Genomic DNA, 20529 nt, shown 5'->3' on the forward strand with positions numbered 1-20529 from the left:
TTCGGATTCAAAAAACTTTTAATTGAAGAGTTTGATCATGGCTCAGATTGAACGCTGGCGGCAGGCCTAACACATGCAAGTCGAGCGGTAGCATTTCTAGCTTGCTAGAAGATGACGAGCGGCGGACGGGTGAGTAATGCTTGGGAATATGCCTTAGGGTGGGGGACAACAGTTGGAAACGACTGCTAATACCGCATAACGTCTACGGACCAAAGGGGGCTTCGGCTCTCGCCCTTAGATTAGCCCAAGTGGGATTAGCTAGTTGGTGAGGTAATGGCTCACCAAGGCGACGATCCCTAGCTGGTTTGAGAGGATGATCAGCCACACTGGAACTGAGACACGGTCCAGACTCCTACGGGAGGCAGCAGTGGGGAATATTGCACAATGGGCGCAAGCCTGATGCAGCCATGCCGCGTGTGTGAAGAAGGCCTTAGGGTTGTAAAGCACTTTCAGTAAGGAGGAAAGGTTAGTAGTTAATACCTGCTAGCTGTGACGTTACTTACAGAAGAAGCACCGGCTAACTCCGTGCCAGCAGCCGCGGTAATACGGAGGGTGCGAGCGTTAATCGGAATTACTGGGCGTAAAGCGTACGCAGGCGGTTTGTTAAGCGAGATGTGAAAGCCCCGGGCTCAACCTGGGAACTGCATTTCGAACTGGCAAACTAGAGTATGATAGAGGGTGGTAGAATTTCAGGTGTAGCGGTGAAATGCGTAGAGATCTGAAGGAATACCGATGGCGAAGGCAGCCACCTGGGTCAATACTGACGCTCATGTACGAAAGCGTGGGGAGCAAACGGGATTAGATACCCCGGTAGTCCACGCCGTAAACGATGTCTACTAGGAGCTGGGGTCTTCGGACAACTTTTCCAAAGCTAACGCATTAAGTAGACCGCCTGGGGAGTACGGCCGCAAGGTTAAAACTCAAATGAATTGACGGGGGCCCGCACAAGCGGTGGAGCATGTGGTTTAATTCGATGCAACGCGAAGAACCTTACCTACACTTGACATACAGAGAACTTACCAGAGATGGTTTGGTGCCTTCGGGAACTCTGATACAGGTGCTGCATGGCTGTCGTCAGCTCGTGTTGTGAGATGTTGGGTTAAGTCCCGCAACGAGCGCAACCCCTATCCTTAGTTGCCAGCGATTCGGTCGGGAACTCTAAGGAGACTGCCGGTGATAAACCGGAGGAAGGTGGGGACGACGTCAAGTCATCATGGCCCTTACGTGTAGGGCTACACACGTGCTACAATGGCGCATACAGAGTGCTGCAAGCTCGCGAGAGTTAGCGAATCACTTAAAGTGCGTCGTAGTCCGGATTGGAGTCTGCAACTCGACTCCATGAAGTCGGAATCGCTAGTAATCGCGGATCAGAATGCCGCGGTGAATACGTTCCCGGGCCTTGTACACACCGCCCGTCACACCATGGGAGTGGGTTGCTCCAGAAGTAGGTAGCTTAACCTTAGGGAGGGCGCTTACCACGGAGTGATTCATGACTGGGGTGAAGTCGTAACAAGGTAGCCCTAGGGGAACCTGGGGCTGGATCACCTCCTTAACGATTTAGAACAGATTTGTTCGTAGTGTCCACACAGATGATTGTTAGTTAGCTTTATAGCTAATTAATATTGCTCTTTAAAAATTTGGAAAAGCTGATAATTAATTCTTTTAGAAGAAATTCTAGAAAGAGTTTTCAAAAGTAAAACAATGCCGATAAACATTCATTTGTTTATTAGCGTCTACTTTAGTATTCAATATTAACTTCTGGCGAAGTTAAAACTGTCTTTGACGATACAAACCATTTTGGGTTGTATGGTTAAGTGACTAAGCGTACACGGTGGATGCCTTGGCAGTTGGAGGCGATGAAGGACGTACTAACTTGCGATAAGCCTAGTCAAGCCAGTAAGAGGCGCTTGAGACTAGGATTTCCGAATGGGGAAACCCACCTGTTTACAGGTATCGTTAACTGAATACATAGGTTAACGAGGCGAACGCGGAGAACTGAAACATCTAAGTACCCGTAGGAAAAGAAATCAACCGAGATTCCGAAAGTAGCGGCGAGCGAAATCGGACTAGCCCTTAAGCTTTAGTGTAGTTAGTGGAACATTCTGGAAAGTTTGACGATACAGGGTGACAGTCCCGTACACAAAAACTTATCTAAAGTGAAATCGAGTAGGTCGGAGCACGTGAAACTTTGACTGAATATAGGTGGACCATCATCTAAGGCTAAATACTCCCAACTGACCGATAGTGAACCAGTACCGTGAGGGAAAGGCGAAAAGAACCCCTGTGAGGGGAGTGAAATAGAACCTGAAACCGTGTACGTACAAGCAGTAGGAGCCCTTCGAGGGTGACTGCGTACCTTTTGTATAATGGGTCAGCGACTTATATTTTGTAGCGAGGTTAACCGTTTAGGGTAGCCGTAGCGAAAGCGAGTCTTAACTGGGCGTTGAGTTGCAAGGTATAGACCCGAAACCCGGTGATCTAGCCATGGGCAGGTTGAAGGTTGAGTAACATCAACTGGAGGACCGAACCCACTAACGTTGAAAAGTTAGGGGATGACCTGTGGCTTGGAGTGAAAGGCTAATCAAACCGGGAGATAGCTGGTTCTCCCCGAAATCTATTTAGGTAGAGCCTCGGACGAATACTTACGGGGGTAGAGCACTGTTAAGGCTAGGGGGTCATCCCGACTTACCAACCCTTTGCAAACTCCGAATACCGTAAAGTAATATCCGGGAGACACACGGTGGGTGCTAACGTCCATCGTGGAGAGGGAAACAACCCAGACCGTCAGCTAAGGTCCCAAAGTGTATGTTAAGTGGGAAACGATGTGGGAAGGCTAAAACAGCTAGGAGGTTGGCTTAGAAGCAGCCATCCTTTAAAGAAAGCGTAATAGCTCACTAGTCGAGTCGGCCTGCGCGGAAGATGTAACGGGGCTAAACATACCACCGAAGCTACGGCTGCATACTTTGTATGCGGGGTAGGGGAGCGTTCTGTAAGCGGCTGAAGCTCAATTGTAAAGTTGGGTGGACGTATCAGAAGTGCGAATGCTGACATGAGTAACGATAATGCGGGTGAAAAACCCGCACGCCGGAAGACCAAGGGTTCCTATCCCATGTTAATCAGGGTAGGGTAAGTCGACCCCTAAGGCGAGGCTGAAGAGCGTAGTCGATGGGAAACGGGTTAATATTCCCGTACTTGGAATAATTGCGATGGGGGGACGGAGCAGGCTAATCAAGCATGGCGTTGGTTGTCCATGTGAAAGGCTGTAGGCTGGTGACTTAGGAAAATCCGGGTCGCCAAGGCTGAGAGTCGAGACGAGCTACCACGGTAGTGAAGTTGATGATGCCCTACTTCCAGGAAAAGCCTCTAAGCTTCAGATTATTTCGAATCGTACCCCAAACCGACACAGGTGGTCAGGTAGAGAATACTAAGGCGCTTGAGAGAACTCGGGTGAAGGAACTAGGCAAAATTGTACCGTAACTTCGGGAGAAGGTACGCTCCTATCTGTGATGAGATTTACTCTCTAAGCGGACGGGAGCCGCAGTGACCAGGTGGCTGGGACTGTTTATTAAAAACACAGCACTGTGCAAAATCGTAAGATGACGTATACGGTGTGACACCTGCCCGGTGCCGGAAGGTTAATTGATGGGGTTAGCTTAGGCGAAGCTCTTGATCGAAGCCCCGGTAAACGGCGGCCGTAACTATAACGGTCCTAAGGTAGCGAAATTCCTTGTCGGGTAAGTTCCGACCTGCACGAATGGTGTAACCATGGCCACGCTGTCTCCACCCGAGACTCAGTGAAATTGAAATCGCAGTGAAGATGCTGTGTACCCGCGGCTAGACGGAAAGACCCCGTGAACCTTTACTACAGCTTGGCACTGAACATTGAGCCTACATGTGTAGGATAGGTGGGAGGCTTTGAAGTGGCGTCGCCAGATGTCATGGAGCCATCCTTGAAATACCACCCTTGTATGTTTGATGTTCTAACATAGGTCCCTTATCGGGATTGTGGACAGTGCCTGGTGGGTAGTTTGACTGGGGCGGTCTCCTCCCAAAGAGTAACGGAGGAGCACGAAGGTTGGCTAAGTACGGTCGGACATCGTACGGTTAGTGTAATGGTAGAAGCCAGCTTAACTGCGAGACAGACACGTCGAGCAGGTACGAAAGTAGGTCATAGTGATCCGGTGGTTCTGAATGGAAGGGCCATCGCTCAACGGATAAAAGGTACTCCGGGGATAACAGGCTGATACCGCCCAAGAGTTCATATCGACGGCGGTGTTTGGCACCTCGATGTCGGCTCATCACATCCTGGGGCTGAAGTCGGTCCCAAGGGTATGGCTGTTCGCCATTTAAAGTGGTACGCGAGCTGGGTTTAGAACGTCGTGAGACAGTTCGGTCCCTATCTGCCGTGGGCGTTTGAGAATTGAGAGGGGCTGCTCCTAGTACGAGAGGACCGGAGTGGACGAACCGCTGGTGTTCGGGTTGTGATGCCAATTGCATTGCCCGGTAGCTACGTTCGGAATCGATAACCGCTGAAAGCATCTAAGCGGGAAGCGAGCCTCGAGATGAGTTCTCACTTTAACTTTAAGTTAACTGAAGGGCCGTTGGAGACTACAACGTTGATAGGCTGGGTGTGGAAGTGTAGTGATACATTAAGCTAACCAGTACTAATTACCCGTGAGGCTTAACCATACAACGCCAAAGTGGTTTTAGTGCAGAAGCTAATATGAACTAGAGTAGAAGTTTTAGAAATTATCAGATTTTTCCAGATTTTAACCAAATTTGCTTGGTGACCATAGCGTTTTGGAACCACCTGATTCCATGCCGAACTCAGAAGTGAAACGAAACAGCGTCGATGATAGTGTGGGTTTCCCATGTGAAAGTAGAACATTGCCAAGCACCTATTTAGAGAAAGCCCGATTCGAAAGAGTCGGGCTTTTTTGCTTTAAGTCCCTCTGCAATATATAAAATGGTTCACTTCACCTTGCGCAAAAGAAGCGCTCTCACTGCGTTCGCAGTCGCTAATTTTGCACGATAGCGTCGATGATAGTGTGGGCGCGGCCAGCCTGGCTTCCCATGTGAAAGTAGAACATCGCCAGCAAAGGTTGCCCCAGGCAATTAAAGAAACCCGTTGCAGAAATGCAGCGGGTTTTTTGCGTTTAGGTGCTAAATCGTCCTGCACGGTGATGAGGCAAAGCTCGGTGATAAAAAGACGAATTAGCGCAAGGTGAAGTGAGCAACCTTCACCGTACTTAATCTAGGCGCCCTCAACTCCAGCTAAACTGGTTTATCTCACCTTGCGCGAAAAGAATGTAAGCGCTACGCGCTTGTCATAAACCTTTCGCACTATCCTTGCGCAAAAGAAGCGCTCTCACTGCGTTCGCAGTCGCTAGCCTTTTACACTTCTCTAGCGCAAGGCAAATGTACTCGCCTTGCACGCTGTCATTAACTTTGCACTTTACTTGAAAGTAATGCCTAGTCACCAACTTGACACTTAATCCTAAAAAAGCTCTGCTTCTTGATGAGATAGATTACCTCGTAGGTCTTCAACCATTTTTGTTAGGTCTCTATTTGCATTTGCCACAGTTCGGGATACATTGTCGCTTTGGGCCAATTTCTTATAATTGTCAGAAATAACTTGGAGTTGAATTAATGTTTCATGAAGCGTTTCTGATATTTTTGTTTGCTCACTGGCAGAGTCTGTAACTTGCTGGTTTAGACTTTTCATTTGTTCCATTTCTTGGAGAATCTCCTTCAATGCTATTTGTGCATCTTGGCTCTTCTCTGCGTTATCAGCTGTTATTTTAATTTCATGCTGCATTGCAGCTACAGCTTGTTTGGATGTAGTCTGAAGTTCATCTATAACGGAGGTAATACTCATAGTTGATTGATGGGTTTTAGACGCGAGGCTTCGAACCTCATCTGCCACAACAGCAAAGCCTCTGCCTGCTTCTCCAGCTCTTGCAGCTTCGATTGCGGCATTGAGTGCGAGTAAGTTGGTTTGTTCTGCTATAGAGCCAATCATATCGAGTACACCGCTAACACTTGCCGCTTTGGATTCTAGAGACTCTATGACAATCGACGTATTTTCTACCTCTCTAACAAGCTCCTTCATGCTATTAGCAGACAGCTCCATAGTATCTCCACAGTTACTCGCTTTTTGTGTGACTAGGGTAGTTGATTGCAAAGCTTGTTGAGTAAGTCCTTGCAACCTCGTTGCAATTTCAGATAATCCATTAATGGTACTTTCCATAGTTTGAGAGCATGCGACTTGTTCTTCAGAACCTCTGCTTATTTCATTGCTAACGTGATCTATTGCTTCAAATGCATCTTCAACTTCTCCTTTTACAACAGCTATGTTTGAGACAGCTTCAACAATATGATTCTTTATTTCCGTTATGGCTTGACTGAGTTGACCCACTTCATCATTGAAGGGGTAATCCATGTGCAAATCATATTTCCCATTAGAGATCTCAACTGTTTTATCTATCAAATCTCGTAGAGGTAAGATAATTGCTTTGTGTATAAAAAGTAGGATACCGAGTATTGCAACTATAGCTATGAAGAATGACATTATCGGATAGACAGTCATAACAGTAGATTGCTGTTGCTCTAGGTTGCTCTGAACTTCAGTAAAGTGCTTAGTTACTGCGCTTCTTTTTTCTATAAGTCCTCGAGCGAAATCTCTGTCAATGCCTCTTACCATTGTATCGCTTTGTTTATAGTTTTTATTTAGAACAAAGCTTCTTTGAGCTTTCTCATAAGCTTTTAGCATAGATTGATGCTGATTAATAAACCGAGTTGTCCAATCTCCTTCTTCAAAAGTTTGCAGTTGCTTTAAATCTTTCTGCACACTTTTATGAAGAGAAAGGAATTCTTGCCAATACTTTTCTTCATTTCTGAGTAGCAGGTTTTTCCATGCTTGAACTTGGCTTTTGAAAGAAGACTCTGCGTTGGTAATTAGAATAATGCGTTGCTGATCTTTGTTTACTAAGGATTGGTAATCCCAAATCAAAAACTCAAGTTTTAAGATACTGAATGTACTTGCAGCTAAGATTAAAGAAATACCTAAAATTATAGGGACCGCAACCTTACTTTTTATATTCATACCACTCACCACTTGATTTGGGTTCTGAAAGTGTGAGTGACAATCTTTATTTTGTCTAATTAGTATTCAAGTTGCTTACTTTTAGCTTGTTGTAAGTCCTGAGGCTCATAACTATTAAAGTTGCAGCGATTAAGCCACTTGCTATATGGTGTATAACAAGGTGACTGGCTAAAAAAGCAGGAATATCACTGAGGTCGTCAATAAATATCATTTTCCCTATAAAAGCAATGTAAACGCTGATGTGTCCGCAAAGCGCTATTTTAAACTTTTTACTGAACCTATTTACCAATAACTCTGAAAGTTTTTTGTGCATAACTTTTAAAAGTAGCAAGCCAACAAAAGCAGAAATAATGGTTAACATACCCAAGCCAAGAATTGATAGTTTGATAAGAACAGCTGTGATGATGTAGACGATAATTGTCATGGTTCCTCCGAATAAAGGGCTCATGATATGAAAAATTGCAGATATGTCTATCAGATGTATATGTTGATTAAAGCAGTTATTATCTTCATTAATGTATCGTTACATAAAACTGTATGATGAGACCAATGTACCGATAACATTTAAGTATTTTAATCAGTATAATTTCGCCCTCTTCAATGTTTTATTCCCAAGGAAAATTTATGCCCGTGCAGGGGTCGTATCTATTTGTGATCTTAGTTTGGTCAACAACACCGCTTGGTATTGTCTGGAGCGCCGAGACGATGCCACCAACACTAAGTGTTTTTCTACGTATGTTGATTGCATTGGTGCTTGCCATTGTCACTGTGTTTGCTCTAAAAATACATGTGCCGTGGTCGAGAAAGTCCTGCCTGTTATATTTCTATTCTGCTGCAGGCATTGTAGTGGGTATGCTTTTCAGCTATTTGGCAGCTCAGACTGTGCCTTCCGGTGTGATTTCTCTAGTGTTTGGCCTTGCGCCAATAATCTCGGGTCTTTTTGCGCAAAAAATATTATCAGAACATGCTTTTACACCCGTTAAACTAATCGCCTTATTGTTCTCTATACTCGGCTTGTTTTTAGTGTGTAAAACGCAAATTCAGCAATTGAATGTACCAGTAGAAGGGATTATCTATGTGCTCATGGCAGTAACAAGTTTTAGTTTAAGTGGCGTAATGATCAAAACAGTACCAATCGCAATCCACCCAATGGCAACAACGCTAGGGGCATTGGCATTTGTAACGCCTGTTTTTGCAATAATTTGGTTAGCAGCAGGTGGTGAGATTAATTATGAACAATGGCAAATGAAGTCAATTTTAGCTACGGGTTACTTAGCACTTTTTGGCTCATTGTTAGGATTCTTAGCCTATTTTCATGTACTGCAAAAGTTACCGGCAAGTACAGTTGCCTTGACGACTTTGATCACCCCTGTTTTTGCGGTAAGTCTGGGCGCGTTTCTGAATGATGAGGTTTTAACGTCATCGCTTTTAATTGGCGGTACTATGATTTTGCTAAGCTTATTTCTTTACCAGTTTGGTGATAAGTACATCAAACGAAATAAGCTAGAAGCGGTTGAAAAGGCCTAAATCTTTAAAAGTGTACACACGGTTTCAACACGTGTTTGAAAACAGCTAGCGATGAGTAATACGCGTTGATGCGCATTGTCTAGCTGTTCATTTACTTTTTCTTTAACTAAAAACTGACATATCGCATGTAATACACCCGGTTCGCTTTGCTGAGACGTTTTTGACTGTATTTCAATAAGAGTTAAAAGAGCAGAAAATTCATGGTCTGGCAATTTGGCTAAGTTATGATTAAATGCAAGATAACAATCGATAGGGCGCATGCTTTGATGATTTTTATGCCCGAGAGCGAGAGCAAGTGATTCATTTCTTTCAAATAACATAAGAGACCTTAAAAAGTTAAACGGCCATTGTGTTTGCTGAGCATTAGAGCAAAGCGCATGAATAACCGTGTTGCCTTGTCTGTTGGCTTGCTTATAGCCCTCAATTTCAGTGAGTGCATTCGAGAAAAATGCCAGTCGCTCTAATGTATTAATACCAGTGATCAGTCCTTCAGGTAGTGCTTCTTTTGTTGTGATTAGCTGCTTGCAAAGGTCTTGAAAGAATATATAGGTCTCTTGGTTCTTCGTTGCCTGCTCGAAGCAGAACTTTAATACAAGCACGCAATCAGAGTCGCTAAGTTGGCTATAGAACTCAGGCAGTTTATCTACTTGTTGTGATTTTATATAAGAAATGAATCTCTGAAGTGTTTGGTTTTGCACTGTATTCGGGATCTTTTTTAAATTTAGTTTATAGTAGCAAATTCGAGGCTTAGGGAAAGAATAAACTGCGCCTGTTACTTCCACATTATTTACACATTCATGGCAGAACATGATCTTGAGTCAATTTTTTGAAGTTAAAATGAAGACGCTTAGATTACCTATTCGCATAAAAATATTAATTATGCTGCTGTTAGCTAATTCGACATTGGTATTGGCCATATTTTTGGCTAATCAGATAGCATTTGATAAAAGCTTTTCTGACTATGTTCAAAGTCAAACTAAAGCGCGTCTTGAGCCAGTTATTGAAGCTTTTCACCAAACAATGGAAACGCAACAAAATGTTGATTGGCTAGATAGAAGGTCGCCACACTGGAAAAACTTAATGCGAACTTACCATCAAGTCAGTGCCGCCAATGAGGCCTTACCTAAAAAACGTCCAAAGCCTAGCAAGGATATACGCCCACCTCATCGGGGAGAGCGAAGAGGCAGGGGACCCTCAGATAAGCTATTTTTCAAAGCGCCAGATGGTACATTATTGGTAGGAAGGCCATCTATGGTTAAGGACGCACTTTGGTTACCTGTTTATTGGCCAGATAAAAAAGAGCAAAAGTTAGGATATATAGGTGTTGAAAATGGTTCGATGGTAACGGGAAAGTTTGAAAAATTATTTGCGAAGCAGCAGCGTCAACACTTTGTTGTCATTGCTATTATTGCTTTTGTCGTGACTTTTTTACTGTCTATACCCTTTAGTAAATATTTAGTTAGGCCAATACTTGCATTAAGGCAAAGAACAAAAAACCTCACCAGTGGGGACTATTCGTTATCAAAACAAATCATTCGCAGAGATGAATTAGGTCAGCTTGAAAGTGACATGAATTTGCTGGCAAAAACATTGGCTGAAAATTTGACTGCTCGGCAACGTTGGATAGCTGATATTTCTCATGAATTAAGAACCCCGATTGCGGTTATTAAAGCTGAAATCGAGGGCATGATTGACGGTGTCATAGAAGCTGATGAAGCGCAGCTTGATTCATTGCATGAAGAGATCATGCGACTTACCAAATTAGTAAACGATCTTCACCAGCTTTCGATGTCAGATAGGGGGTCGTTGTCCTATGAAAAGTCACAAATGGTGTTGCCTGAACTCATAGAACGCAGTCTTGAAAAAAGAAAAAGTGAACTTAGTCACTTTGATTTGCAGTTTGATTTCAGCCCCAGATGCTTCTTGTTCTGTGATGCACATCGTATGGGACAGTTATTCGATAACTTATTGCAAAACACGTTACGCTATACTGATGCATCGCCAGAAAATAAGGGAATGTTAGATATTAAGGTGAGCAGAATTGGGCAAGGGGTCCAAGTTATATGGCAAGATAGCAGCCCAGGAGTAGGGTCTGAACAGCTGTCACACCTCTTTGAACGACTCTACAGAACAGACTCAGCCAGAAACCGTAAAACAGGTGGTTCAGGGCTTGGTTTGGCGATATGCCAGAATATTATTATGGCGCATAATGGCGAAGTTCACGCAGAGCAAAGTAAGCTTGGTGGATTAAAATTGACGATAGAATTCAAATATAAGGAAAATTAAATGGTGACTGCAGATTCGGTCCTTATTGTTGAAGATGAAGAAAAGCTGGCTGCGATTTTAGCAAAATACTTATCAGCTTCAGGCTTTGAATGTCAAGTCGTTACTGATGGTGGCGAAGTAATGACAGCATTTGAGCGCTATAAGCCTTGTATGGTGCTTTTAGACATCATGTTACCTAACGTTGACGGTATAACTTTGTGTAAGCAGATCAGGGCTCAAAGCCAGATCCCCATCATTATGACGACAGCTAAGGTTGAAGAAATTGATAGGTTGATTGGTCTTGAAGTTGGTGCGGATGATTATGTCTGCAAGCCATATAGCCCAAGAGAAGTTGTAGCTAGGGTAAAAGCGATCATGCGTAGAGTAAATTATATTGCAGAGCAAAACCAAGAAGCTCTTCATGGCTTAAAAGTTGATGAGCAAACATTTATGGTAAGGTTCAACAATGAAAGTATTTCACTCACACATGTTGAGTTTCTGCTGCTTAAAGCTATGTATGTTCACCCAGGGCGTATTTTCAGTCGTGATAAACTGATGGATCATATTTATTCAGACGACCGGATAGTCAGCGATAGAACGGTTGATAGCCATATCAAGAAACTTCGTAAAAAATTACAGAGCATTGCACCTGAAGCCAATTTTATTCATTCGATTTATGGTGCCGGCTATAAGTTCGAACCTATCTAAAAAAGCACCCTTGGGTGCTTTTTTCAATTCATCTTTCTTATGAAGTGCGTTTCACATCGACTTTTAACTTTAACTTTTGCCCTGGCTGCAGATACTTTTGTCCAGATAAGTTATTCCACTCGACAATTTCTTTTACCGTTAAGTTAAATTTAGAAGCAATACGGGCTAAAGAATCACCACGCCTAACCTTGTAAGTAATGGTTCGGGTAGTAGAAACTAATCCGGTAGGTTTGCTCTCTGCTTTTGTTTGATAAATTGTGAGCTTTTGCCCGAGCTTTAATACGCTGTTGGTTTTTAGCTTATTCCAGTTAGCAAGCTGCTTTACTGTAACATCATACTCTCGGCTGATATCCCACAGTGTGTCACCAGATTTCACCGTATGTGTTTTTTTAGCGCTCGTAGACTTATTCGCGGCAACTCTGACCGACTTTGGTAAGTGCTCACTATTGATTTTTCCATCGCTTAGAGGAACAAGCAGTTTTTGGTTGACACGGATAATATGGGTATCAAGCTTATTTAGAGATTGAATGGTTTTACTGCTCGTCGAAAACTTTTTAGCAATCACAGATAGAGTGTCACCGCGTTTCACCGTGTAGTATTGCCAACGCAACCTGTCTTTCACTGGTGTTTGTGCGAGTTTGTTTTTAAATGCATCCGCTTTATCACTGGGGATCAGTAATTGATGTGGACCATCAGGTGCGGTTGCCCACCGGTTAAACCCTGGGTTTAAACGGTATAATTCAGTGAGGCTTAAATCAGCCATGTCAGCGGCAAGGGCTAAATCAATTTGTGAGCCGACATCGACAATCTCAACTACCTGAGCATTAATAATTGGCTTCCAAGTGACATTGAACTCTTCTTGTCGTTTTAATAAATCTGATAAAGCCAATAACTTAGGCACGTAAGCCGTCGTTTCTCTTGGTAAATCAAGCGACCAAAAATCCGTAGGTAAATGTTTTTTACGGTTCTTTCTGATGGCTTTTAAAACGCGCCCTTCACCTGAGTTGTATGCTGCAATGGCATTCAGCCAATCACCTTCTAAAGTTTTATGCAGATAACTCAAATAGTCTAAAGCTGCACGCGTTGACTGCACTATGTCTCGGCGACCGTCATACCACCAATTCTGATGTAAGTTAAAACGCTCTCCCGTTTGAGGCATAAACTGCCAGATACCCGACGCACTTCTATGTGAGTAGCCGAATGGGTCGAACGCACTTTCAACGATGGGGAGTAAAGCGATCTCGATCGGGATTTGGCGTTTTTCTACTTCTTCAACAATAAAGTATAAATACGGCTCTGCACGCTTTGATATACGGTCTAAATATTTTTGATGGCGTTGATAATAGTTTCTCTCAGCTACAACAGGGCGGTTTTGAGGCACAGGAATTGAGAGTTGGTAACGAATACGTTCCCAAACATCATCGAATACGGGAGCCGGCTCGTCTGCTTCTACCGGCTCTGTGATTGAATTAGCAAGCGCTTCGCTAATATCTAAAGGGCTTGCTAGGTTCTCATTAGCAGCTGTATTGATGACCTCTAATTGATCTTTTGGTGTGTCAGTTAGGGTTTGACAACCCGTTAACAACGAGAGCGTTAAAACTATACTTGCAGACTTTTTCATAGTGATTCATATTCGAGCAAAAACCGCTCAATTCTACAGATTCTCTTGCGTTATTTAAAGTAATCACATGGTAACTTGGTTAAAATTCATCTTTCCAAGCCCTTAAAGCTGCAAATTTTTGCCAGTTTTCATTTGTATCTTGAATTAAATGCTTAGGTACATGTACAAGGCTACTTTCTTCAGAGGCTCTTAAAAAGGGGTTTACAGCCCGCTCAAGACCAAAATGTGTCGGTAAACTTGGCTGATTATCATCTCGAAGCTTTTGTACTTTTTCGATATACGCTAATAAGTCTGCATTGTTAGGTTCAACAGCTAAAGCAAATTTAAGGTTGGCTTGGGTGTATTCATGGGTACAGTATATAAGCGTATCATCGTCACATTCGGCAAACTTTGCTAAAGAATGCCACATCATCTCAGCATCACCTTCAAATAAGCGCCCGCACCCAGCGCTAAATAAAGTATCACCGGTAAAGCAAAAAGCATCATTCATATAGCAAATGTGATCTAAGGTATGTCCTGGCGTTGAGATGATTTTAAACTTTGTATCGGCAATGGTTATTTCATCACTGTCATTTAATTTGTGTGAGATACCTTCAAAAGGAGAGTGAACAGGGCCATAAACAGGAATGTTTTTGAACGCCTTAAGTAAAGCCTCAACGCCATTGGTATGATCCCAGTGATGGTGGGTGATTAGAATACCAGCCAGCGTTGTGTGAGTTTGTTTTAAATAATCAAATACAGGGTCAGCTTGCCCTGGGTCAACAACCCAAACTTTATTTTCTTTTCTCAATGCCCAGATATAGTTATCAGAAAAAGCTTTAATTGGATCAACTTGCACCATAAGTATTTGCTCTATAAAGTGTAGATGGGTTTAGTATAACGAGCATCAATAATGAAACCAGCATTAAGTTTTCGGTCTGGACCAAAACCATTAACTTGGTCTGACTTTCCACATGGCGATTATATAAAAGTCGGCTTAGAGCGAAGAATGAAAGCTTGGTTACCTAGGATGTTTGGATATCACTTACTTAAACTAGGCTCATTAAGTGGCCAACTTGATACATCAAAATGTGTGATCCCTCATCAAGTGAATGTATCTCCTCATCAATGTAAAAAAACCAGTGTGGTTGCTGAAATTGATGAACTCCCTTTTTCGGAGCACAGTGTTGATGTATGTGTGCTGGCCCACAGTTTAGAATATGAAAGTGATCCTCATCACATTCTGCGTGAAGCACATCGTACTTTAATTCCTGGTGGCTACTTGGTTATTTCAGGGTTTAACCCGTTCAGTTTATGTGGATTGGCGAATTTATTGCCGTTTAGTTCTCAAAAGCTGCCGTGGTCAGGGCGTTTTTTTACCCCTGCACGAGTAAAAGATTGGTTAGATTTATTGGGGTTCGAAATAATTAGTGATGAGCGCTTTGTCTATGCATCGTTGGCTCGTGGCAGCCGTTTATCTCGTTTTGCGCCTTGGCGGCGTTTTTGTCGTCATTATTTAAAACCCATGGGCAGCTGTTATATGCTGGTGGCACGAAAGCGGGTCGCACCTTTAACACCAATTAAACCTAAGTGGCACGCAAGGCCCAAATGGGCACCTGCGGTTAAAAATGCGGGGCTTAGACAAACTCGAAACAAGTCGAACTAACAACAAATTTAAGCTGCTTGATATCCTTTATCTTCAAGCAGTTTTGAACTACCCGCAGCTTCTCTGGCCAAGTCATCTACGATTTCATTATATTTATTGCCACTGTGACCTTTTACCCAACGCCACTCTATGTCATGTCTTTGACAGGCCTCATCGAGGCGCTTCCATAAATCAACGTTTTTAACTGGCTTCTTTGCGGAAGTGAGCCAGTTACGCTTTTTCCAACCTGCAACCCAAGACTCGATACCTTGTTTAACATATTGGCTGTCGGTATGTAGCACGACTGTACAAGATCGTTTAAGAGTTTCGAGTGCAACAATGGCAGCGAGCATCTCCATTCTATTATTAGTAGTGAGTTTATAGCCTTGAGAAAGCGTTTTTTCATGGCCTTGATAATGAAGATAAATGCCATACCCACCAGGTCCGGGATTGCCTAAACATGAACCATCGGTATAAATCTCTACGCTTTTTTGCACGAATTAGCCTGTTTTTATGTAGAATAAAGTGATTAGTTGCTAACAATAGCAAAGTTAACAGGCAGACGATATGTTAAAGAGACAAATAGTCCTGGATACTGAAACCACAGGTATCGATCCGAAAGCAGGGCATAGGATCATTGAAATTGGGTGTGTTGAACTCATTAATCGCCGTTTAACAGGAAATAACTTTCATGTGTACATCAACCCTCAGCGTGATATTGAAGATGAGGCAATCGATGTCCACGGTATTACCAATGAATTTCTCAGAGATAAGCCGCTTTATCATCAAGTAGCACAAGAGTTCTTCGAATATATCAAGGGCGCAGAGCTCATTATTCATAACGCGCCGTTCGACGTTGGCTTTATGGATAATGAATTTGCGCTGTTACAGCAAGGTTATCCTAACACTCATGACTATTGCGAAGTGCTTGATACGCTTGTTATGGCGAGAAATCTGCACCCAGGTCAGAAGAATAGCTTAGATGCATTGTGCCGACGTTATGACATCGATAATTCAAAACGTACCCTGCACGGCGCATTACTGGATTCCGAGATTTTAGCTGATGTTTATTTAGCGATGACGGGTGGTCAAGTAAAAATGAACTTGGCGAATAATACCGAAGACACATCGCAAACTGATAACACCAGTATTAGACGTTTGGCTGATAACCGTCCGGCACTTAAAGTTGTTAAAGCTTCTGCCGATGAAGTAATAGAGCATGAAGAAAGGCTGAAAGTCGTTAATAAAAATGGCGAGACTCTTTGGCAACAAAATTAAGGTAAATTTTATATGAAGCGATTATTGTTAGTGCTGCTCTTATTGTTTGTTCATGAATGTATTGCACTCACAACAACCCCGTCGATTACGTTGTTGAAGAATAATCGCAAAGTAAATGAAGTGCCGCTATTAGATAACCGCTTCCGTATTGATCATAAAGTCGAAAAAATTACACTGCTTTTCTTTCGAAAGCCAGGCTCCCCAGCGGTTATCTTAGTTAAGCCTGATGGCAGTAAATATTACGCGCATCATGCTATGAAAGATGAAATGCTAGAGTGGTACGATGAAGCAAGCTATGACCTTATTACCATAGAAAACCCAACGCCAGGTCCTTGGCAGGTAATAGGTAGAGTGCAACCCGATAGCCGAATTATGGTGTTAGGTGACATTGAGCTGGCGGTAGAGCCATTACCTAAGCTGATGTTTAGGGGAGAAACTCTCAAAGTGACAGGTCAAGTAACGAACGATGATAAGCCTATCGATGTCGGCTATTTTCGAGATGTGGTCAGCCTAATCGTCGAGTTCGTGAGTACTAACAATGATCAATATGACAATTTTGGGGCTGGCACACAAAGTGTGACCGAATTCAAAGATGATGGTCGCGAATTTGATGAAAGACCGATGGACGGTATTTTTACCGGAGAATTTAAACTTGTTTTTCCTGCCGGTGAGTGGCAACCAGAGTTCTATATTGAAACGCCCATTCTGAAACGAAGGGTGGTACAAGCGCCTATCGTTATTGCAGAGCCCCCCTTTGAGTTTGATTTGACGCTCGCCAGTAATGCTACAGCCAGTCATGAACTGTTGATTAAGTTAGATCAAAATATCATTAAACCTGAAACAGTTATTTTTCAAGGCAAGATCTTTTATCCAAATGGGGAAGAGCAAATTTTTACGATTAACCCAGAAGCACGTCTTTACCGCAAATTAGAAGTGAGTAATTACGATTGGGGTCGCTATCAAATCGAGTTTTCTGTTTTCGGTGAAAATATCAATGGTCGGGAGTTTATGGCCAAGTTACCTATGTATAACTTTGAGATTGAAAGGCCAATTGAGAAGGTGCCTGAGTTACAAGCGCCCAAAATAAACCCTTTACTTGCTAAATTGCCTCCCCCAGAGCCTGAACCATCATTGAGTACCGGCGCTTTAATAGGCATTATCGCAGTTGGAAATATTTTTGTGATGTTAATTGGTTGGTTGGTGATCAGAATCTTTGTTCAGAAGAAGCCAATTAAGCTGAAAATTAAATTACCGTCATTCAAGAAAAAGCAGTCGACAACAGAACAGGGTGGCGACAAAGATAACGCAAATGATACGAATGGTTCAAAAAATAACAAATCAGGTGATATTTTGAACCTTTCTATGGATGGAGACTAAAAAAGACAGTTTTTTTAAAAAAAACAGTTGACTCTAAACAGGTCGATTCGTATTATTCACGCCGCTGTCAGGGAGCAACCTGACAACAAGAATGAAGCGGAGTGGTAGTTCAGTTGGTTAGAATACCGGCCTGTCACGCCGGGGGTCGCGGGTTCGAGTCCCGTCCACTCCGCCAATTATTCTAAAATTTGTAAGTCGCGCTGGAGTGGTAGTTCAGTTGGTTAGAATACCGGCCTGTCACGCCGGGGGTCGCGGGTTCGAGTCCCGTCCACTCCGCCAATCTTACAAAATGCCTTTAGGCACCCTTTCCTAAGTGTGGAGTGGTAGTTCAGTTGGTTAGAATACCGGCCTGTCACGCCGGGGGTCGCGGGTTCGAGTCCCGTCCACTCCGCCAATTAGGGAAAGATTAAAACTCAGTGGAGTGGTAGTTCAGTTGGTTAGAATACCGGCCTGTCACGCCGGGGGTCGCGGGTTCGAGTCCCGTCCACTCCGCCAACGTTTTAATCGAAATTATTTGCTCGTGGAGTGGTAGTTCAGTTGGTTAGAATACCGGCCTGTCACGCCGGGGGTCGCGGGTTCGAGTCCCGTCCACTCCGCCAATGCAAATGAAAAATAAGATATCTCTGCGGAGTGGTAGTTCAGTTGGTTAGAATACCGGCCTGTCACGCCGGGGGTCGCGGGTTCGAGTCCCGTCCACTCCGCCATTAGATATCTAAGAGTCACACCAGAACTGGCTCTATAAATACCCACCACTGCGGAGTGGTAGTTCAGTTGGTTAGAATACCGGCCTGTCACGCCGGGGGTCGCGGGTTCGAGTCCCGTCCACTCCGCCACTCATTTTGATTATTCATATCACTACTACCCTAAACTTCTATATTTAATCGCAGCAAAATAACTTCCTTGTTATCTTTAGCTTAATTTAATTTGCTTAATAGAGTATTATCAACAGCTTGAACTAGTCATCAGAAATGCGACAGTATCGCTTCTGAGTCACCAATATAGTTTCCAGAGATAAATGCTTGCGGCACTGTTTCTTGGCCTGAAATCGCTTTCAAACTTGTTAGGCTAGCGTCACGGCCTAATACAATCTCTTCGAATTGGATGCCTTTACTGATCAGGTGTGCTTTAGCTTTCTCACAATAGCCACATCCAGGTTTGGTAAACAAGCTCACAGGCTGAGGCTTTTCACACTCTGGGTTGATGTAATCAAGCATGGTATCGGCATCCGAAACTTCGAAAGGATCTCCAGGTACATCAGGCTCAATGAACATTTTTTCAATAACACCATCTTTAACCAGCATAGAGTAACGCCAGCTTCGTTTACCAAAGCCTAAGTCAGCCTTATCGACAAGCATGCCCATCCCGTCCGTGAACTCTCCATTACCATCAGGGAGTAGGGTGATGTTGTCAGCTTCTTGATCTTTCGCCCAGGCGTTCATAACAAAGGTATCGTTGACTGATAAACAAATTATGTCATCAACGCTATTTTGTTTGAATGCATTTGCCAGCTCGTTATAACGTGGTAAGTGTGTCGATGAACAGGTTGGAGTAAAAGCGCCTGGTAAGGAGAATACTACGACTGTCTTGCCTTTAAAAAGTTGCTCTGTTGTGACGGTATGCCAATCATTACCAATTCTCACAGGAAATGATACAGAGGGTACAGTTTGTCCTTCACGATTTTCTAGCATATTAATTTCCTCATAGTTGAATGCCCTTATTATCTATAATGCACATTTAGATTAAAGTAAGTAAAACAAATAAGGGCAATCTAAAAACTAGATTACCCTTATCTTATTGCTTGAATTGTGGGTATATGAAGTTATTTTAACGTGAATGATTCAGGCTCTTTAACAACCACCTTAATGACGTCATTAAGCTGAATATTACTCAAAGGCCTGTCACTTAAGTTTCTAGCGATGGCACTTTGCGCATTCACTTGCTCTACTACAACTTGTTCAATGGTTTGAATATGATGTGAAAACTGCATACCATTTGCCGCAGTCAAATTGCTTCTGTGAAGGATTGAAAGTACTTGCCCCGCTTCAAGCCCATGGCTTTGTCCTAAGTTAATCACCACTCTATCAGAGTCGATCATTAATATTTTACCTGTTGTCTTAAGACAACTTACAGCGGTGTTCAAATCTTGACTCACCTTATTGTAAATAGTTTGAATCTTTTGACCATAATCGGTTCGCCAAAACTCCTCACTATTTACATTCACAATCTGAGTTTTTTTATGTGGCCAAATACCCTGAGTGCTGTAATGCTGAGACCAGACTTGATCATTTGTTTGTGAATCAAATAGCGCAAAATCAATTTTAAAGTTGCGCATAAAGGCTTCACTTTCCCAAAATGCGTAATCGTTGTTCATTTTTCTGCCTTGAGAAATATCTGTTATTTGACTCAGCAACACATACTGACTGTTACTACTGCGACTTAACGTGTCAATTAAGTTGGCGTTATATTCAAACTGTTGTGCAAAGAATGCCCTGACATCTAGTTTTCGATCAATATATGGGATCATTTTTACGCCTAAATTTCGTTCGTTTAAAGTATTAAATAAACGCTGTGAACTGGCTTTGGGTATGTCAAAAATTTGACCTAGCCTAGCTTGATCTGGGTGTGTCAATTGGCTTTGTGTGACAGTAATCTGTTTATTAAATTTTGACTCAAGACACTGTGCTTGCTGAGGAATAATATCTAGATGTAGCGTGACAGAGTATTGTTCGCCTTGTTGTTGTTCATTTATTAAGTTCACATGTTGTATCTGACCATGGGTTTTGATCTTTAATTCATCTTGCTCGAGAACACCATCGGCAACTGTTTGAACGCTAGACACCGTAGCCCCAGAGAATATCAAAGCTTGGGTGATCGCATCTTTGACAGCCATTTGTCTTGCTGAAGACGTATCACCATCAACTATGCCGCCATAACCGACTACCTCAAACCATTCCGCTTTTACATGAGCGCAGAATACAAGTAGTACAATTATCAGAATATGTTTCATCATCTCTATTCCAAACT

14 protein-coding genes, 7 tRNA genes and 3 rRNA genes are annotated in these 20529 nt (G+C 42.9%); 16 read left to right on the forward strand and 8 right to left on the reverse strand.

From position 1 onward, the window contains the following. The first annotated feature begins 19 nt into the window (after nucleotides 1-19). The 3 genes from ACXAC4_RS04015 (at nucleotide 20) to rrf (ending at nucleotide 4896) form a co-directional block, all read left to right on the forward strand. Nucleotides 20-1552: ribosomal RNA gene (locus ACXAC4_RS04015) — 16S ribosomal RNA — on the forward strand. A 256-nt stretch (nucleotides 1553-1808) separates the two neighbouring features. After that, a 23S ribosomal RNA gene (locus ACXAC4_RS04020) occupies nucleotides 1809-4689 on the forward strand. Between the two features lie 93 nt (nucleotides 4690-4782). Beyond that, a 5S ribosomal RNA gene (rrf, locus tag ACXAC4_RS04025) occupies nucleotides 4783-4896 on the forward strand. The 16S, 23S and 5S rRNA genes sit together here, the layout of an rRNA operon. A gap of 601 nt (nucleotides 4897-5497) precedes the next feature. On the opposite strand, the gene ACXAC4_RS04030 is transcribed toward rrf, so the two are convergent. Together ACXAC4_RS04030 and ACXAC4_RS04035 are read right to left on the reverse strand one after the other, a co-directional pair. Then, nucleotides 5498-7105: a methyl-accepting chemotaxis protein gene (locus tag ACXAC4_RS04030; protein ID WP_475159213.1), complete on the reverse strand. Its 1608-nt coding sequence runs from the start codon at nucleotides 7103-7105 to the stop codon at nucleotides 5498-5500. Nucleotides 7106-7160: 55 nt separating this feature from the next. Continuing rightward, nucleotides 7161-7529, reverse strand: a complete 369-nt coding sequence (locus ACXAC4_RS04035; protein WP_475159215.1) for a hypothetical protein — start codon at nucleotides 7527-7529, stop codon at nucleotides 7161-7163. A 200-nt stretch (nucleotides 7530-7729) separates the two neighbouring features. On the opposite strand from ACXAC4_RS04035, the gene ACXAC4_RS04040 reads away from it, so the two are divergent. Then, nucleotides 7730-8632, forward strand: a complete 903-nt coding sequence (locus tag ACXAC4_RS04040) for a DMT family transporter (RefSeq protein ID WP_475159216.1) — start codon at nucleotides 7730-7732, stop codon at nucleotides 8630-8632. Here the strand turns inward: ACXAC4_RS04040 and ACXAC4_RS04045 are convergent. Continuing rightward, nucleotides 8629-9414, reverse strand: coding sequence for a hypothetical protein (locus tag ACXAC4_RS04045; RefSeq protein ID WP_475159217.1), 786 nt, complete (start codon nucleotides 9412-9414; stop codon nucleotides 8629-8631). The genes ACXAC4_RS04040 and ACXAC4_RS04045 overlap by 4 nt on opposite strands. A 55-nt stretch (nucleotides 9415-9469) precedes the next feature. Here ACXAC4_RS04045 and ACXAC4_RS04050 point away from each other — a divergent pair, with 55 nt between their 5' ends. Then, nucleotides 9470-10918 carry an ATP-binding protein gene (locus ACXAC4_RS04050; protein ID WP_475159219.1) on the forward strand — a complete coding sequence of 483 codons (1449 nt, stop codon included), beginning with the start codon at nucleotides 9470-9472 and terminating at the stop codon, nucleotides 10916-10918. Next, nucleotides 10919-11605 (forward strand): response regulator, encoded by a 687-nt coding sequence (locus ACXAC4_RS04055; RefSeq protein ID WP_475159220.1) that lies wholly within the window; start codon nucleotides 10919-10921, stop codon nucleotides 11603-11605. A gap of 37 nt (nucleotides 11606-11642) precedes the next feature. Here ACXAC4_RS04055 and ACXAC4_RS04060 read toward each other — a convergent pair whose 3' ends face one another. Beyond that, complete coding sequence (locus ACXAC4_RS04060) at nucleotides 11643-13226, reverse strand: lytic transglycosylase (RefSeq protein ID WP_475159222.1); 1584 nt, start codon at nucleotides 13224-13226, stop codon at nucleotides 11643-11645. Between the two features lie 79 nt (nucleotides 13227-13305). Then, nucleotides 13306-14067 (reverse strand): hydroxyacylglutathione hydrolase, encoded by a 762-nt coding sequence (gloB, locus tag ACXAC4_RS04065; protein ID WP_475159223.1) that lies wholly within the window; start codon nucleotides 14065-14067, stop codon nucleotides 13306-13308. Nucleotides 14068-14118: 51 nt separating this feature from the next. On the opposite strand from gloB, the gene ACXAC4_RS04070 reads away from it, so the two are divergent. Further along, a complete protein-coding gene (locus tag ACXAC4_RS04070; protein ID WP_475159225.1) occupies nucleotides 14119-14871 on the forward strand; it encodes a class I SAM-dependent methyltransferase in 753 nt (250 codons plus the stop codon). Between the two features lie 8 nt (nucleotides 14872-14879). Here the strand turns inward: ACXAC4_RS04070 and rnhA are convergent, their stop codons facing one another. Beyond that, nucleotides 14880-15347, reverse strand: coding sequence for a ribonuclease HI (gene rnhA, locus ACXAC4_RS04075; RefSeq protein ID WP_475159226.1), 468 nt, complete (start codon nucleotides 15345-15347; stop codon nucleotides 14880-14882). A 70-nt stretch (nucleotides 15348-15417) separates the two neighbouring features. On the opposite strand from rnhA, the gene dnaQ reads away from it, so the two are divergent. The 9 genes from dnaQ (at nucleotide 15418) to ACXAC4_RS04120 (ending at nucleotide 18338) form a co-directional block, all read left to right on the forward strand. Beyond that, entirely contained in the window at nucleotides 15418-16128 is a 711-nt protein-coding gene (gene dnaQ / locus ACXAC4_RS04080) for a DNA polymerase III subunit epsilon (protein ID WP_475159227.1), read from the forward strand. A 12-nt stretch (nucleotides 16129-16140) separates the two neighbouring features. Further along, entirely contained in the window at nucleotides 16141-17505 is a 1365-nt protein-coding gene (locus ACXAC4_RS04085; RefSeq protein ID WP_475159229.1) for a TIGR03503 family protein, read from the forward strand. Nucleotides 17506-17603: 98 nt separating this feature from the next. Continuing rightward, a tRNA-Asp gene (locus ACXAC4_RS04090) sits at nucleotides 17604-17680 on the forward strand. A gap of 27 nt (nucleotides 17681-17707) precedes the next feature. Then, nucleotides 17708-17784 (forward strand) — tRNA-Asp (locus ACXAC4_RS04095). Nucleotides 17785-17822: 38 nt separating this feature from the next. Beyond that, nucleotides 17823-17899, forward strand: a tRNA-Asp gene (locus ACXAC4_RS04100). Between the two features lie 24 nt (nucleotides 17900-17923). Further along, nucleotides 17924-18000: transfer RNA gene (locus tag ACXAC4_RS04105), tRNA-Asp, on the forward strand. A gap of 27 nt (nucleotides 18001-18027) precedes the next feature. Next, nucleotides 18028-18104, forward strand: a tRNA-Asp gene (locus ACXAC4_RS04110). A 28-nt stretch (nucleotides 18105-18132) separates the two neighbouring features. After that, nucleotides 18133-18209, forward strand: a tRNA-Asp gene (locus tag ACXAC4_RS04115). A 52-nt stretch (nucleotides 18210-18261) separates the two neighbouring features. Then, nucleotides 18262-18338, forward strand: a tRNA-Asp gene (locus tag ACXAC4_RS04120). 129 nt (nucleotides 18339-18467) lie between these two features. On the opposite strand, the gene ACXAC4_RS04125 is transcribed toward ACXAC4_RS04120, so the two are convergent. Continuing rightward, entirely contained in the window at nucleotides 18468-19193 is a 726-nt protein-coding gene (locus ACXAC4_RS04125) for a glutathione peroxidase (RefSeq protein ID WP_475159230.1), read from the reverse strand. 131 nt (nucleotides 19194-19324) lie between these two features. Beyond that, nucleotides 19325-20515: a flagellar assembly protein T N-terminal domain-containing protein gene (locus ACXAC4_RS04130; RefSeq protein WP_475159232.1), complete on the reverse strand. Its 1191-nt coding sequence runs from the start codon at nucleotides 20513-20515 to the stop codon at nucleotides 19325-19327. Nucleotides 20516-20529 lie beyond the last annotated feature (14 nt).

The sequence above is a fragment of the Pseudoalteromonas sp. AWM4_233 genome (genome assembly GCF_056158285.1).

Bases quoted from the DNA above. Each gene is read 5' to 3' on its own strand.
- ACXAC4_RS04035 (WP_475159215.1), bottom strand. From the start codon at position 7,529: ATGACAATTATCGTCTACATCATCACAGCTGTTCTTATCAAACTATCA.
- ACXAC4_RS04125 (WP_475159230.1), bottom strand. From the start codon at position 19,193: ATGCTAGAAAATCGTGAAGGACAAACTGTACCCTCTGTATCATTTCCT.
- gloB (WP_475159223.1), bottom strand. From the start codon at position 14,067: ATGGTGCAAGTTGATCCAATTAAAGCTTTTTCTGATAACTATATCTGG.
- ACXAC4_RS04055 (WP_475159220.1), top strand. From the start codon at position 10,919: ATGGTGACTGCAGATTCGGTCCTTATTGTTGAAGATGAAGAAAAGCTG.
- ACXAC4_RS04030 (WP_475159213.1), bottom strand. From the start codon at position 7,105: ATGAATATAAAAAGTAAGGTTGCGGTCCCTATAATTTTAGGTATTTCT.
- ACXAC4_RS04060 (WP_475159222.1), bottom strand. From the start codon at position 13,226: ATGAAAAAGTCTGCAAGTATAGTTTTAACGCTCTCGTTGTTAACGGGT.
- ACXAC4_RS04085 (WP_475159229.1), top strand. From the start codon at position 16,141: ATGAAGCGATTATTGTTAGTGCTGCTCTTATTGTTTGTTCATGAATGT.
- ACXAC4_RS04130 (WP_475159232.1), bottom strand. From the start codon at position 20,515: ATGATGAAACATATTCTGATAATTGTACTACTTGTATTCTGCGCTCAT.
- dnaQ (WP_475159227.1), top strand. From the start codon at position 15,418: ATGTTAAAGAGACAAATAGTCCTGGATACTGAAACCACAGGTATCGAT.
- ACXAC4_RS04050 (WP_475159219.1), top strand. From the start codon at position 9,470: ATGAAGACGCTTAGATTACCTATTCGCATAAAAATATTAATTATGCTG.
- ACXAC4_RS04070 (WP_475159225.1), top strand. From the start codon at position 14,119: ATGAAACCAGCATTAAGTTTTCGGTCTGGACCAAAACCATTAACTTGG.
- ACXAC4_RS04040 (WP_475159216.1), top strand. From the start codon at position 7,730: ATGCCCGTGCAGGGGTCGTATCTATTTGTGATCTTAGTTTGGTCAACA.